Genomic DNA, 12997 nt, shown 5'->3' with positions numbered 1-12997 from the left:
TTGGGGTAAATGCCGCGATGGGAAGGTTTTCAGATGGAAATTCGGATTGAAGGCCAGTTTAGTAAGGCCGAAGTTGATGAACTGCGCACCGAAATGACTGGTGCGCTCATCAGTCTTGATACTGGGTTTGATAGCGATCGAGTGCTCAAGATACTAGGAGAATTGACCGAATCGCAAATCTCAAGCTTCAAAAGCTTTTTACTCCGGCTATTGGGGGCAAAAACGATCAAAACTATTGTTGTCACCAAAGGTGAGGACAAGATTGAAATTGAGAATGTCGATCCGAATGACCTAAATACCGTTGTGATCGCCATTCAGAAGATGTCCACTTCATTGAAACAGGACGACAAAGATGCAGATTGAGGATCTTGCTCACTTGGTAAGTGGGCAAGAGTTCCACAACCTGTATCGGGTCAGCGAGATTACCCTTGAGGGCGTTGAGCTTGAAACAGTGCGTCATATCTATCAGGTGATGCACAACAGCAAAGGCCACAAGTATCTGGTAAGAGACTTTGGCGATGTGTTCGTTATCTTTAATAACGGCTATATGACTTCATTTCTGACCAATCTTGCACTGAATGCGATGATTGCTTCACGCGAAATCAATCGCGATTTCGGTATTTCAAATGCGAAACTGGCACGAGGCTTAGCAAAAAAGTTTTTTGCCGAACAATTGTTTGTGCATCAAGACACGCGCATGGCCAGGGTATTGTTTTTAGAGACGCTGATTGAGTACGACAAATATTTGCGTGAAATCATTGTTTTCCGTACTCAGTTGCCGGAATTGGAACACTCTACCGATACTTTTTCCGCATTAGCGACCGATTTCATGCACAATCATGAACTTGGTCATGTATTTAGCCGTGAAAAGCAGTTCGCTGCGTATATGCAAGAAGCTCGCAAACTGCTTGCTGATCAATCCGAATTTGCAACAATCTACCCAGATGGTAATGACATGTTAGAGGAAGAAGTTGCAGCAGACATCTTTGGGCTAAATACGGTAATCGGGGCTTATGCGAACCGGATCTCGGGTCCGCGCTTGAAGGAGTACTTGGTGTTCTTAACGATAGCGGTTGCGCGGATGCAAGTGCTGTATGCACTTGCGGATGATTCCCATGCATTGAACCAGAATCCTGATCATCCGCAAACCGAGTTGGATGCAAAGCTTGCTGTTTGGCAATTGAGAGAATGGGCCGTTATGGAGTTTCTGCGTCGTTATGAGTTTGGCGAGGGCAGTATTATTCCTGTCGAAAAAGATGACTTGCTTTCGTTGAATATTGAACTTAGCGGTATTGCCGACATCAGTACCTCTGATCTTGCTGAACCGGAGAATGAAAGCAGCAGGATGCTTGCCGAGTTAATTGCGCAAGGGTTCGAAGAAAATGCAGGATTTGACTGTGTCATTGAAGGTACGAGGGGGATACGGATACTGCATCGTCCGTAAGAGAAGGGGTATTCGGCTCATTAATGGCCGAATACCAGAACATCACCCTGATCGGTTTCCAGAACACCGAAATCTCCGTTGATGCGCATGTCGCGTGCGAACGCTTCATAGTCAATGTAGTATTCAAGCTGGGACGGTACGTCATAGCATTCTGAGATGATTTCCTCGGCATAGTCCTCAGCCCGGCCGTGATAGAGCCAGATATCACGCATTCTGGACAGAATATCCGCGATGTCATAGCCATTCTCAGCTAGATAAACCGCTTTGAGATAGTCATCTTCATCTGCCTCAATGTCCGCAAAGTTTTCAAACCATGTGGCCAACGTAGCCTGATTGATCGCAAGCTCGTTAAACAGCCGATAGTTGTCACCATTGATGAACTGGATTTCATATTCTTCTACGGGTTGGCCATAATGGTCTGTATGTCCATTAGCTTTGACCGAATAATCTTCCATACTCGTGAAATAGAACCCGACGGCATCAATGTTGTAAGGCTGGGCAAAATAAACGGAGCTATTGTCGGCTCCGTTTGCAGTTAAATAGGAAGTCATTTGGCGGCCTCCTGTTTGCGTCCCGCTTTGCGGATGATGGTTTTACCGTCAACCAGTGGGGTATAGTTGATTGCAAGGTTCAGTCCTGCTCCATCCTGATGGGCCCATGCCACCCCAATTTTGGTCCAGCGAGCTTTGTCTCCATCTCCCACTACATGAAAGACTTCATGAGTTGGTGCTTTGTCGTTTCTGGTTTGTGTTGCCATGATTGGCTCTCCTCTTTAGTTGGCAGCCACCCCGTGTGGCTGGTCGGAGAACTTGGCGTTGGGGCCTCAAGCCTAGCGTGCAAGGGTGTTCTCGGGAGACCGCCTGCGGCGGAACATCCCTTGCAGGATAGGCGGCCCGAACGATTGTTCCGACTAATTCCAGCCACAGGGAGCTGCTTAACCGGGAGAGTGCGATTGAGACGCAGACCAAACTCGACGGTCAACGCAAGAGCTTCAAGGAGAGGGGATAAATGCCGTTGGAGATAAACCGTGTTGCTGGGGCATCAAAGTGGTAGGCTGTGCCTCGAACCCTGTATCGCACCATAGGTGCAGCCGTTGCTGAGAACGTGTTGCCGGAATAAATGAGCTGCCAGACAAAACGAAACCGCAGCCCCTGTTCAGGAGCTTGCTCAACCATGTTCTGCATGTGGGGATGGAGCGTGTTGTCGCTCAGCCCCTGCGGGCTTCCCTGACAAGAAAGGAATGATCCCGTTCGGGAATGTGAAAACAGGAACCGTTCGGTCCCTGTGAAATGGTAGGCTGCATTAATGCTGGTACATATAAGAGTAATGAGATATTATATGAAAGATTAATACAAAATAGGATGAAAGCATGATGATCCGAAAGAGTATCACCGTGACAGGTCAGCAAAATGAATGGATCCGTTCGCAGATTGAGGCGGGCCATTATGGGAATGATAGCGAAGTGATCCGCGAGCTTATTCGGGAACGGCAGTTACGGGATGCTGATAAGGGGAAAGAGTTGGAACGGATACGTGCAAAGCTAATTAAAGCGGAACAGAGTGGCTTTGAGACCGTATCTGCGGAAGGGCTCCTGCAAGAAGTAAAAGAAGAAATGCGCTTGAATGGTGACCTACAAATTAAGCGCTGAGGCAAAAAGTGATCTCAAAAACATCTATAGGTATGGGGTTTTGAAATTTGGTGAGGAGCTGGCTGATAAATACTATCACGGTCTCTTTCGGTGCTACCCATCCCATGCTCTATCCGGCCGTGAATCATGTACGCGACGGGTACCGTCGCAGTGTCTACGAAGAAGATGCGATCTATTATCGGATCGTCGATGGTGTTGTTGAAATTGCCAACATCATTGGTCAGCAGGATTTTTAGGCACAATTCTCCCGATTTGTTCAGGTAAAAAGAAGTCAATAGCCAGTTGGCACGGCGTGGGGTGCAGGGGGTGTCCCCTTGCCGCGCTTCCGTTATTTGTGGGCTCCTTAAGAGGCCTGCAAATACGGTAATGTTGTAGGAACCAAGGACGTGTTCTTCTGAACATGTACAGGTTGGGCAACATGTAAGTGCGCTTTTAAACAGGTTAAGCAGAAATTGGCAAGATTTTACCGTTTGGCTTGTTGAGTGCATGTTTGCACTTCTTGCATTTTCTGATCGTGGCGATAACGTGTAGTTGTATTAGGTCTAATACCTGTGGGGAACAGTATGGGCAATAATCCGTTTGATCCGACGGGAGAACTTGACGCGATTTGGAAAGGTGCCAAAGCTGGTGTTGCCATAGGCAGCAGCGCTGGAGCTTGGATGTTTAAGCGGCGGCTGGAAAAAGAAGGCTATGATCCAATTACGATAGCTAATGCTGTAACCGCTTATAAGGCAGGTAATAAAGAGCAAGCAGAAGCGATTATCCATGTTGCCAACCATGCTCAAGCCGCTTTGAAAATGCAACAGGAACTGATTGAGAACCCTCCCGCAGTGCATGGAGATGCCCATTTTGCATCTCAAGCTGAACTTAGAACCGCAGGCTTGCTGGGTGAAGCTACATACCAAGCTGGTAGTTTGTTTTTCGGACAGCATAACGAAACGGACGAACCGCTTTATTGGAACGGTGAAAGCCATCTACTTACACTCGCTCCTACCAGAACCGGCAAAAGTGCCTTGCAGATTATTCCCAACTTATTGCGTTATAAGGGTTCTGCGGTTGTTTTAGACCCCAAAGGTGAACTAGCGGAGGCAACAGCCAAATGGCGCAAAGAAAATGTGGGGCCGGTATTTAAAATCAATCCATTTGCTGTTCCTAGCCTCGGAACTGGAAGTAATAGCTTTAATCCGCTGGATATGGTCAAGGATGACCGCTCTGCTCGTGAAATGGCCGAAATGATTTATCCGCGCTCGGAAGATAGTAAACAGCGGTTTTTTGATAACGAGGCCATTGGGTTCTTGGCTGGTGCAATCGAGTATTTTGCGTTGTATCAGGATGGTCGGAATCGCTCTATTGGCGTTTTGCGTGATGTTACGGCTAATCTTGATGAGGGTTTTGACCAACTCTTACGCGAGATGAAGGCCGCCGACATGCCCGCCAGTATTCGTAATGCGGCACGTAATGTGGATGCAAAAAGCAACGATGGACGTTCCCGCATGATGGATAGCATCAACCAATATATGCAAATGTGGGATACTCAAGCACTTAGAGATGTGACGGGATGTTCAGATTTTAGTTTTCAGAGCCTAAAAGACCGCGCTGCAACGGTCTATTTGGTCTTGCCCTTTAACGATTTGACCCCGTATTCCACATTCGTGCAGATTATTTTTGCTGCCGCTCTTAATGCTATGCTGGATAACCGGACAAAACCTGAAATACCTGTTTTGTTTGTATTGGACGAGTTTCTCGCGCTGGAACGTTCAGACAAGTTTGTCGATGCACTGCGGACCCATGCTAGCGCGGGTGTGAGACTATGGTTTTTCCTGCAAGATTTAGCCACGTTACGGCACCGGTACCCGGACAATTGGCAATCATTTCTTCAGGTGGAAGTTAAAACCTTCTTTGGAACAGATGACAAAGATACTGCAAGCTATATCTCAGAATACCTAGGTTTTAAAACTGAAACGATTGCAGACCCTTCCAGCGGAACGACATCAATCGGCGGGAGCGCTACGTCCTATTCGATTGACCAAAAGTATTCCTATCAAAAAATTGCGTTACTGACCCCAGATCAGGTGGAGCGCTATATGGCGTCTTTTGAATCAGGTCAACCACGTAATGGCTTGGTATTCTTCCGGGGCGGCCTACGGGCTAAAACGCGGCTGATGCCTTGGCATCAAGATGATAAAATCAAAGGTCGTTGCGGAATTGAATGGACATGACGATGGAATTGCCTGACGTTAAACTCGACCCTTCTCGGCTAAGAAATCCAGTTTCGACCACGGTCAGTATTCTAATTCTCGGTGCCATTGTCGGATTGATTATTGGTGTGTTTTTCTTCTTTCTTGGCACAACTCTCGCTCTGACCGGGCCGTTAGCTTTTTTAATGTTACCAGCCGTAATAGCTCAGGCTGCGACTATGACTGTGATGGGTGTGTTTATTATTCCTGTGTGGGCTGTTGTTGGAGGCTGGTTTTTCGCAAATTTAGGGGCAGGTGGTTCCGGGAGTATCGCGCGTGGTATGGGAGTAAAACTGCTTGAATCTGATCATGATATTGTCAAGCGTGTTCATACCATGTGCGAGCAATTGGCTATTCCTCAGGTTAAATATATTGGTTTTTTTGAAAGTGAAGATATCAATGCGTTTGCGGCAGGAACTTCTCAGGACAACGCTTTGGTAGCTTTTTCACGGGGCGCTATCGCCAAACTGACCGGAGAACAATTTATGGCCGTAATGGCCCACGAGTTGGCACATGTCGCCAATAAAGATATGCATCGGATGACGATGGCTCGTGGAGTGCAAGACTCACTCACTTGGTTCTTGATTTTCCGGGGACTTAAAAACGTTGCACGCTGGATGTTTAGTTTTGTTTCTGAAATAGAAATCTTGCGGTTGTCCCGCAAACGCGAATTTTATGCAGATGCAATTGGGGCGGTGTTAGTGAGCCCTTCCGACATGATTGGAGCCTTGCAGGCAATAATCAACGATAAAGCGGAACCCTCACGTCAACAAAAACGCTTCGCTAACCTAATGTTCAGGTCTAACGCGCATAGCTTCTTTAGTACACATCCTCCACTGGATCGTCGGATAGAGGCAATTAGGAATCGTGAATATATATATCGGTTGCCTATAAAACTGACTGCTGAGAATGCTGCATAGCCTCTGCCTTCTTCCAGTCTGCGGTGTTCTGGCCTTCGCGGTACAAGGTAACAAGCTTCATTAGGAATGGATAGAAAATAAGTAAGAATGGGAAAGCTTGCAAGAAGCTTACTGACCCTGAAAAGTTAAAAGTCGAGCGTCTTCTCGGTTGAGGGTAAAATGGTTGAAACAACTGTTGTTGGTAATTGCTTCGACGCTGATAACTCTGCTTTTGCGAAGCCAATTGTTGTTGGCGTTTCCGTTCTTTTTCTAGTCTAGCTTTCTCAGCCACGAGTTTTTGCTCTTTAGCTTTCTTTTCTGTTTGTTCCAATTTCTTTTTTAATTCATATCCCAAATTATTCGGATTAAATGCCCAATTGGAACAGCCTTGATTGGTGCATAATTCAAGGGTTTTTAATTTGTTATATTTGGTGTTCTTAATTGTGAGCGTTGTGGTAGAAACACCGTTCAATAGAACTAGGTCATCAAATTGATCTCCGTAATCAGCCAAATGCTGAATGATATAGTGTTGGCAAGTGCTCGGGCCACAGAAATAGCTTCCTCCGAGTCGTAATAGGTATTCCTTGGTTTGGGAATTGTCGTCAATATCTATAAGCTCAATTGAACTCAAATCTGCATCAACCAGAGAAGCTTCTTTCCCCAAAATATCAATGGCCCACTGCAGGGTTCCAATTTTGAGCTTTTGTTTTTTTATGCCGGAAGAGCACTTCGTATAGCTTTGAGTGGGAATTTGGCTGAGATTGATGCCACATTGATGCACTAATGATGCTATTGCTTTGCTGGAGCCATTTAGGGAATACTGAAATGTCTTATCTTTAGATGAAACGCTAACCTGCATGCCGCTTTTAAGGCTATTGATAAATGCCTTGTGAAGAGGATCACCACCAATTGCCATATAGGAGATTTTGTCGCTATGATAGCCGACAAAGCGGACACAATGCTTTGCTGCATTGTCTATGCTAATGTCTCGAAAGAATTTCACATCAGCAACGCCGCCTGTACCTAATAGCAAGGTTCGGAAGCCTCCATCCAAGCAGGTTAAACCGAAACAATGGGAATTTGAGTCGTCATCGCTGCACACCGCGATAGCGTTTTTCATTATGATGACAGGTTGCCATCTTTGAGTTGGGGAAGGTGGGATCGTTTCAACTCGATTTACTTCTTGCGTTGGGCGGATTTCTTTTGGCGTAATATCGGGTATTTTTGTAGACGTTGGCGGAGTGATCTGCTCGTTACCTTTTTCGGAATTTTGTTTTTTCGGCGACATGATTTTATAGCGTTCTTGCTGAATGAATTGGCGATTAGGTAGATTGGCTAAATCGATATGGCAATTATTAAGGGCAGAACTGATAGCGGCGGAGGAGCCTGCTAACGACACATTCATGAGCCGTTTGCCATCAATTCTGATTTGAACGCTGTTATTGCGGGAGAGATTATCAATAAAATCGCGATTGAAGCCCGTGCCAACAAAAATTCTCATTTCCTCATTATCATAAGCAATATGTTGAAAGGAAATCCTTGTCGTGTCGTCAAAAATATAGTCGACAGCGTGTTTGCCTAGTGACCAGTTTTTCCGACTTGCTTCAAAACTGATATTAAAATTGCCAGATATGCAGCCCAGCATTATCGGATTTGCAACGCCAGTTCCTTTCGCAAAAGCTCCCCGAATTTTTGGATGAAAAATCCATTTGGCCTGGACCGAAGTGGCGGAAACTAACAGAAGAAAAATCAGCAGGATAGCTCTAAACATACCCAGTGCCTGTCAAAGAAAAAGAATTGAGCCGAAAAGCGGCTGAAAATGACTTTAGGCACTATGCCGCGGTATCTGGTGGAATACAACCTATACAAGAGGCTGCGCGTTGTGCTTTGACAACACCCGTACCAATCGAGGGAAAATCTACGCTAGTAGTTTTGGTGGCAACCCAACTCGATCGCAGAACTTTTTGATGGTTTGTGCTGTTTTCTCGTTCCCATTTCCGAAGTAAAAGGCTTCAAAAGCCTGCTTGAACAGGATGTAGTCGGAAGTTGCGATCTTGACCCCGTCTTTGGAAAGCTTTTCAGTTAATCGCGCGAATTCCTGACGAGTTATTTCCTCGTCCTGAAGCCTTTTTTCTTCCTCATTTCGAGGCTCTAAATCCAAGATTGACAAATAAGTACCCAGTATTTTGTTATGGTGTAATTATTTGACTATTCTGTTTTTCCGTCAATCAAATTCAACGCTGCCAAGTTTTCTCTTGCTCATCGTATTGCCTTTCCAGCTCCTGTTTTTGCAACTGTTCGTCCTGGCTTTTTAGCAATTCAATTTCGTTTTTGAGGATATGCTCGCGCGCCATATTGTAGATGCCTTTGTTATTCTCATAGCGCGCGATTTCGGCGGCTTCGCGGAGTTGTTCTTTTTGTGACGCTGACAGCTTCAGTTCTTCAGCGCGAGCAAGACGGCCTAAATGGGCCCATTGTTCTTCGCGCGGCAAGTCATCAAGGCGCTTGTGATGATCTTCGACCCGTTCAGCTAGAATTTCATCCCGAACGCGGTTAACCGCTGTTTCGGAGTGTTGGCGAGCCTCCACTATGCGCTGTTGTTCCTTAGGCGTGTAGCCTAATAATCGATCTCGTTGTTTTTGCATCGCTTGGTGGTATTGCTCTTCCACGTGATCAGGATTTGGGAGGTCCTGTTCTTGTTGCAGTTTGTTCATTCTGTGTCGAATAATCTGATGCTCGACTTCAGCCACCTCTTCAGGTTGGTGTTCGCGTACGTCATTTAGCAGAGCCTGTTCGTCATGTGTTATCGGCAAGGAGCGGGCTTTAATTTCTAGGATTTCTTGGATATCTGCGGCTTGTTGTTTGTTCTCGCCCCAAATGCCGTCGTTTTCCTGTGTTTGAGTGTGTTTTTGTTCCTGAAGTTTCCTCTCCCAATAATCAGCGAGCTCTTGTCTTTCTTCATCCGTCATATCAGGACTGGGTGTTTGAAACTGTGGTGGCCAATCGTCCCTATTGGTGAGATTAGGAAAATCTTTCTTGTCGTAATAAGTCGGACGCTTGGCCATATTAGGTTGCTCCTTATGCAAAAAATGTGGTTCCTGAGCACGGGATTGTTTGCCGCGATGCCGCGTTGGTGGCTGGGTGAGTCCACGGGCTTTGTGGCTACGGTGATCCAAACGAATGCTTGAACCGTTTGCCTTAAGAAATTTGTTGCAGACGTTTGCCCATGCTTCCCGAATGTCATAGAGAAAGCTTTTGGCGTTTAGTTCTGCTAACTTGTAGTCCGCAAAACCGTCTTCACTGAGAGGGCGGGTTGGTAGCAAAATATGACAATGGGGATTGTGGCCACTGCCGTCATCATGAATGGCGTAATCCACCACTAATCCTTTCGCAACGAAAGGGGCGGTAAACTCTTCAATCAGATTTTGCCATAGTTTTTGCGGAACATCTCGTGGAATGGAAACCTCGATGGTTTTAGCAACGCGGGCATCCTTGCGATTTTCCTGCGCTTCAACCCTATTCCAGAAGTCCGCACGGTTGGTTGCCCAAGCTGGCGCCCCTTTGATGGCAAGTAGGCCAGAGCAGATAATATCTGTTTTCTTGCGGGTGTAGCGATGAATTTTACGGGTGCGCTTGTCAGTTAAACGGGCGCGGGTGTTATAAGCTGCTGCTGCAACGGCGCTATGTCCTTGCTTGCGTGAGACATTGTCGGCATGGCAATGGATGCTCTCCCAAGTAACATCTTGATCGTTTGCCATCGGGCGACTCCGGTGCAAAAGGTTGTACAGATACCCAAGCGCACTTTTAATGCAGACTCAAGACTAAATTGAAAATTGACAGCGAAGGAGGAACTTTCTTTGAGGGAATACATGATTGTAAAATATATTGCATTATTTATGTACAGCGTTATACCTATAGAGAAAGCAAATGAGGGATAGGATGCCTGGCAGCCGAAAATGTCAATATGAGGGTGTGTGGAGAGCTAAGGGCACAACGACATATTTTTCGTGTTTTGTCAGATGACCACATTGGTATCATGAGTATTCAGCACGAACGAGCGCAGATTCTGGTTCGGCTACTTCAAGACCTGCAGCGCATTGCTGAAAAGCGCAATGTTTGAATTTAAACTATCTTTGAAGGTGCTGTCCAATAAGCGCGATATTTGAACTGAGGACACCACACTGGTTGGCCAGTTCTTCCCATTGGCTAAGAGCGTGCTGCACTTGATCAATCACTTCGTTGACATAATCGGGGCGAATGCCCGTTTCTTTACCAAGAGTTTTAAGGTGACCAATTGTAGGGCTTCTGCCTTCACCCAACACCATTGTGCTTTGCTCACCATTGGGACCGGAGGAAAAGGTCAAATCATAGGCGGGAGAAAGCGTCCATTCGCCTTGCCGATCCATCAAAAAAGAGAAATTTTTGGAATGATCGTCCCGATTGTGTGCCAGTACATTAAACACTGCCAACCGGAACATTTTTTCAACTTCCCGTACGTCTCGAGTTAGTTTTTCGGTTAAAGCCAGAAGTTGTTCATAGTCAAGGGCAGGCGTACGAAAATCAGAATGAAGCAAACCACAGGCGCTGTGCACATGCAGACGTTGCTCACTAACACGGTCAAAGCGCTTAACCGCGAAATAGCCAGGGCCTTGCTGAGCAGGAAACAAGTGAATTTCCGGCATATTCAGTCCCGCAGCTTGTGCCATAAGGGCATAGACATATTCAATCACACCCCCGTCAATGCCATCCATGCTTGTGGCGAATTTGACAAGCCAATGACTATAGCCATCCTGAAGAGGGGTTTGACTATGACAAATAGTCTGGTGGTCTTGGCTAACACCAATGACGGCCTTGGGACGGGCTCCGGCAGAGGAACCGTTGACTGCGAGGAGTTCCGCCAGAACCTCTGGTGCCTCACCAGTTAGAACTTCCTCTGCTTGGGAAGCCAGTAGGTCGAGATCAACAAGGGTTGGAACATCCTCAGCCCGATAGTTAGGCTCATAAACCAACGCGCCCATCCCCCTGTGGCCAACATGAGCCAGCCTATCCAAAGGGGTCAATTGTTGCGGCAGAATACCAGATTGCCGGATTGTGCGGTCAATGAGGAGCCGTCCCCAGCCATCCGGCAGGCTATCATTGAAAACGCCCGGTAAGCCCTGAAACAGGGTTGGTTCAAACGTTTTAAGCCCAGGTTCCAAGGGCAGGGAAAAGGGCGAGATATGCAGACCTAAGCCTAAAAATTCGTCGTTATATTCAAAATAGATCTTCCGGTCTCGTGTTGCCAAGCGCCCCACAGGTATCTGAGCGCCAGTAAAATCAAGCCCAACGCGAATTTCGGAGATAGGTGAAAAGCTCATGAGCGCCAACCTGTTTTGCGTGGCTTAGCCTTTTTATCGGTCAGTACATCATCAATAGAGGAAAAGGTCGGCTTGCTTGGCTGAATTGCTTCAACAAAGGGCTCCAATGCGTTCAAAACCATTGCTAGCTTCAGAAAAGCTTCCAGTGAGATTACCCCTTTCTGTTCAAAACGGCGCAAGGTCGGTAAGCTCACTCCAGCGCGATTGGCCAGCCCTTCTTGGGTAAAACCAAGTTCAAGGCGGCGCGTCTTTAAGCGCTCCCTGATTTTCTGCTGAGCTTTTGGTACTGTCAAAAGTGATATCATGTGATTAGTGGTGCCCGAAATTTCATCAATACTAATAATATATGATTAGTTATGAAAAATTGCAACGACTAAAAGCTGACATCAACTTCGCTTCCGCCGTACATTGATCGCGGATGCATTCAGACTGGTTTTAATGTGAGCTGCATAGTGCTTTTCAATCATTTCCACGCTGGTCCGGCAGTTCTTGGCAATTTGATAGATATCAGCCCCTTCTAATAGCCGGAGGCAAATATAGGTGTGTCGAAGGCTGTAGGCGGTGCGGCGATTGCCTTCGCGATCAAATTTTAGCCCTTCATCTTCCAACACTCGATTAAAGCCTTTACGATGATAAGCTGGAAATAGTAGGTCAGTATTCTGTGGTTTGTTGCGCTTTTTCATGCGCTGGAAGGGATGGACTGCACCGGGCGTGCTTTTACAGTAGCCAACGCCACGCTTGCCACGCACTTCAATTACTAGAATGGTTTGGCCATCTTCTTTTTCAATGGAGACGTCGCGGTATTGCAGATTGTTGGCCTCGTCAGGGCGTAGACCAGTATTGGCCATGAACAGCACATAATCGTGCATCTGTTCGGCAGCCCACTGCCATTTTTTGCCTTGGGCTTCCTGTGCGTTTTTGCGGGTTGCAGTGTAGAGCTTCTTATAATCCTCTGGTGAGAACCAAGCTCGGTGGGTTATTTTCTGGGAGGTTTTATAGGGCGCTGAGAAATCTGGTAGATGCTGTAACCACCCATAGCGTTGAGCTGTTTTCATGACCTGCCGGAGAACTACAATTTCTTGATTGAGAGTGCTGCGGGCTGGCACCTTGCCATCCTTGTTCGGAGTCAGCCGTTCAATGCGGTACTCCTGCACGAGGCCTGGAGTAACCTCGGACAGGCCTTTTTTGCCGAAAAAGGGTAAGAGGTAGTTTCTTAAGCGGCCAGCATGGTTTTCAACGTAACGAGCATTCCGTTCCCCTGCTGTAATGGCGGTATACTCTTTGATGAAAGTTTGGGCTGCATCAGCAAAGGTTTTTTTCTGCCTTGATATCGCCAGAACGGATTTTGCCACGTAGCTCTAAATACCAGTCTTCGGCAAATTTAGTGGCTTGATCAAGTTGTTCTTGCCGAG

14 protein-coding genes are annotated in these 12997 nt (G+C 46.7%); 6 read left to right on the top strand and 8 right to left on the bottom strand.

Annotation, left to right across the window (positions count from 1 at the left end; genetic code table 11):
• The first annotated feature begins 33 nt into the window (after window positions 1-33).
• Both ACHZB8_RS00705 and ACHZB8_RS00700 read left to right on the top strand, forming a co-directional pair.
• Window positions 34-363, top strand: a complete 330-nt coding sequence (locus tag ACHZB8_RS00705; protein WP_316858002.1) for a hypothetical protein — start codon at window positions 34-36, stop codon at window positions 361-363.
• Window positions 353-1444, top strand: a complete 1092-nt coding sequence (locus ACHZB8_RS00700; protein ID WP_316858001.1) for a hypothetical protein — start codon at window positions 353-355, stop codon at window positions 1442-1444. Before ACHZB8_RS00705 ends, ACHZB8_RS00700 begins: the two co-directional genes overlap by 11 nt.
• Window positions 1445-1464: 20 nt before the next feature.
• On the opposite strand, the gene ACHZB8_RS00695 is transcribed toward ACHZB8_RS00700, so the two are convergent.
• Both ACHZB8_RS00695 and ACHZB8_RS00690 read right to left on the bottom strand, forming a co-directional pair.
• Window positions 1465-1995, bottom strand: coding sequence for an antirestriction protein ArdA (locus ACHZB8_RS00695; RefSeq protein ID WP_316857999.1), 531 nt, complete (start codon window positions 1993-1995; stop codon window positions 1465-1467).
• Window positions 1992-2201 (bottom strand): hypothetical protein, encoded by a 210-nt coding sequence (locus ACHZB8_RS00690; protein ID WP_316857997.1) that lies wholly within the window; start codon window positions 2199-2201, stop codon window positions 1992-1994. Before ACHZB8_RS00690 ends, ACHZB8_RS00695 begins: the two co-directional genes overlap by 4 nt.
• Before the next feature lie 612 nt (window positions 2202-2813).
• Between ACHZB8_RS00690 and ACHZB8_RS00685 the strand changes: the two genes are divergently transcribed.
• The 4 genes from ACHZB8_RS00685 to ACHZB8_RS00670 all read left to right on the top strand — a co-directional run bounded on the left by ACHZB8_RS00685 (window position 2814) and on the right by ACHZB8_RS00670 (window position 6249).
• Window positions 2814-3092, top strand: a complete 279-nt coding sequence (locus ACHZB8_RS00685) for a type II toxin-antitoxin system ParD family antitoxin (RefSeq protein ID WP_316857994.1) — start codon at window positions 2814-2816, stop codon at window positions 3090-3092.
• Window positions 3093-3196: 104 nt separating this feature from the next.
• A complete protein-coding gene (locus tag ACHZB8_RS00680) occupies window positions 3197-3328 on the top strand; it encodes a hypothetical protein (protein WP_316857992.1) in 132 nt (43 codons plus the stop codon).
• A gap of 327 nt (window positions 3329-3655) precedes the next feature.
• Entirely contained in the window at window positions 3656-5311 is a 1656-nt protein-coding gene (locus ACHZB8_RS00675; protein ID WP_316857991.1) for a type IV secretory system conjugative DNA transfer family protein, read from the top strand.
• A gap of 2 nt (window positions 5312-5313) precedes the next feature.
• Entirely contained in the window at window positions 5314-6249 is a 936-nt protein-coding gene (locus tag ACHZB8_RS00670) for a M48 family metalloprotease (RefSeq protein WP_316857990.1), read from the top strand.
• Here the strand turns inward: ACHZB8_RS00670 and ACHZB8_RS00665 are convergent.
• The 6 genes from ACHZB8_RS00665 to ACHZB8_RS00640 all read right to left on the bottom strand — a co-directional run bounded on the left by ACHZB8_RS00665 (window position 6218) and on the right by ACHZB8_RS00640 (window position 12937).
• The gene (locus ACHZB8_RS00665; protein ID WP_316857989.1) at window positions 6218-7999 is read right to left on the bottom strand and encodes a hypothetical protein; all 1782 of its coding nucleotides are present in this window, start codon (window positions 7997-7999) and stop codon (window positions 6218-6220) included. The genes ACHZB8_RS00670 and ACHZB8_RS00665 overlap by 32 nt on opposite strands.
• Before the next feature lie 147 nt (window positions 8000-8146).
• Complete coding sequence (locus ACHZB8_RS00660) at window positions 8147-8398, bottom strand: hypothetical protein (RefSeq protein ID WP_316857988.1); 252 nt, start codon at window positions 8396-8398, stop codon at window positions 8147-8149.
• A gap of 64 nt (window positions 8399-8462) precedes the next feature.
• Window positions 8463-9986, bottom strand: coding sequence for a MobA/MobL family protein (locus ACHZB8_RS00655; RefSeq protein ID WP_316857986.1), 1524 nt, complete (start codon window positions 9984-9986; stop codon window positions 8463-8465).
• A 369-nt stretch (window positions 9987-10355) separates the two neighbouring features.
• Window positions 10356-11585 carry a type II toxin-antitoxin system HipA family toxin gene (locus ACHZB8_RS00650; RefSeq protein ID WP_316857984.1) on the bottom strand — a complete coding sequence of 410 codons (1230 nt, stop codon included), beginning with the start codon at window positions 11583-11585 and terminating at the stop codon, window positions 10356-10358.
• On the bottom strand, window positions 11582-11878 hold the full coding sequence (locus ACHZB8_RS00645) for a helix-turn-helix transcriptional regulator (RefSeq protein ID WP_316857983.1): 297 nt from the start codon (window positions 11876-11878) through the stop codon (window positions 11582-11584). Before ACHZB8_RS00645 ends, ACHZB8_RS00650 begins: the two co-directional genes overlap by 4 nt.
• A 93-nt stretch (window positions 11879-11971) precedes the next feature.
• A complete protein-coding gene (locus tag ACHZB8_RS00640; protein ID WP_316857982.1) occupies window positions 11972-12937 on the bottom strand; it encodes a site-specific integrase in 966 nt (321 codons plus the stop codon).
• Window positions 12938-12997 lie beyond the last annotated feature (60 nt).

This window comes from uncultured Cohaesibacter sp., assembly GCF_963556055.3.
Taxonomy (GTDB): Bacteria; Pseudomonadota; Alphaproteobacteria; order Rhizobiales; family Cohaesibacteraceae; genus Cohaesibacter.
This window is presented reverse-complemented; position numbering and strand designations above follow the sequence as displayed.

Excerpts from the sequence above, each read along its gene's own strand:
- ACHZB8_RS00700 (WP_316858001.1), top strand. The coding sequence starts at position 353 with ATGCAGATTGAGGATCTTGCTCACTTGGTAAGTGGGCAAGAGTTCCAC.
- ACHZB8_RS00670 (WP_316857990.1), top strand. The coding sequence starts at position 5,314 with ATGGAATTGCCTGACGTTAAACTCGACCCTTCTCGGCTAAGAAATCCA.
- ACHZB8_RS00690 (WP_316857997.1), bottom strand. The coding sequence starts at position 2,201 with ATGGCAACACAAACCAGAAACGACAAAGCACCAACTCATGAAGTCTTT.
- ACHZB8_RS00665 (WP_316857989.1), bottom strand. The coding sequence starts at position 7,999 with ATGTTTAGAGCTATCCTGCTGATTTTTCTTCTGTTAGTTTCCGCCACT.
- ACHZB8_RS00695 (WP_316857999.1), bottom strand. The coding sequence starts at position 1,995 with ATGACTTCCTATTTAACTGCAAACGGAGCCGACAATAGCTCCGTTTAT.
- ACHZB8_RS00680 (WP_316857992.1), top strand. The coding sequence starts at position 3,197 with ATGCTCTATCCGGCCGTGAATCATGTACGCGACGGGTACCGTCGCAGT.
- ACHZB8_RS00655 (WP_316857986.1), bottom strand. The coding sequence starts at position 9,986 with ATGGCAAACGATCAAGATGTTACTTGGGAGAGCATCCATTGCCATGCC.
- ACHZB8_RS00705 (WP_316858002.1), top strand. The coding sequence starts at position 34 with ATGGAAATTCGGATTGAAGGCCAGTTTAGTAAGGCCGAAGTTGATGAA.
- ACHZB8_RS00650 (WP_316857984.1), bottom strand. The coding sequence starts at position 11,585 with ATGAGCTTTTCACCTATCTCCGAAATTCGCGTTGGGCTTGATTTTACT.
- ACHZB8_RS00675 (WP_316857991.1), top strand. The coding sequence starts at position 3,656 with ATGGGCAATAATCCGTTTGATCCGACGGGAGAACTTGACGCGATTTGG.
- ACHZB8_RS00685 (WP_316857994.1), top strand. The coding sequence starts at position 2,814 with ATGATGATCCGAAAGAGTATCACCGTGACAGGTCAGCAAAATGAATGG.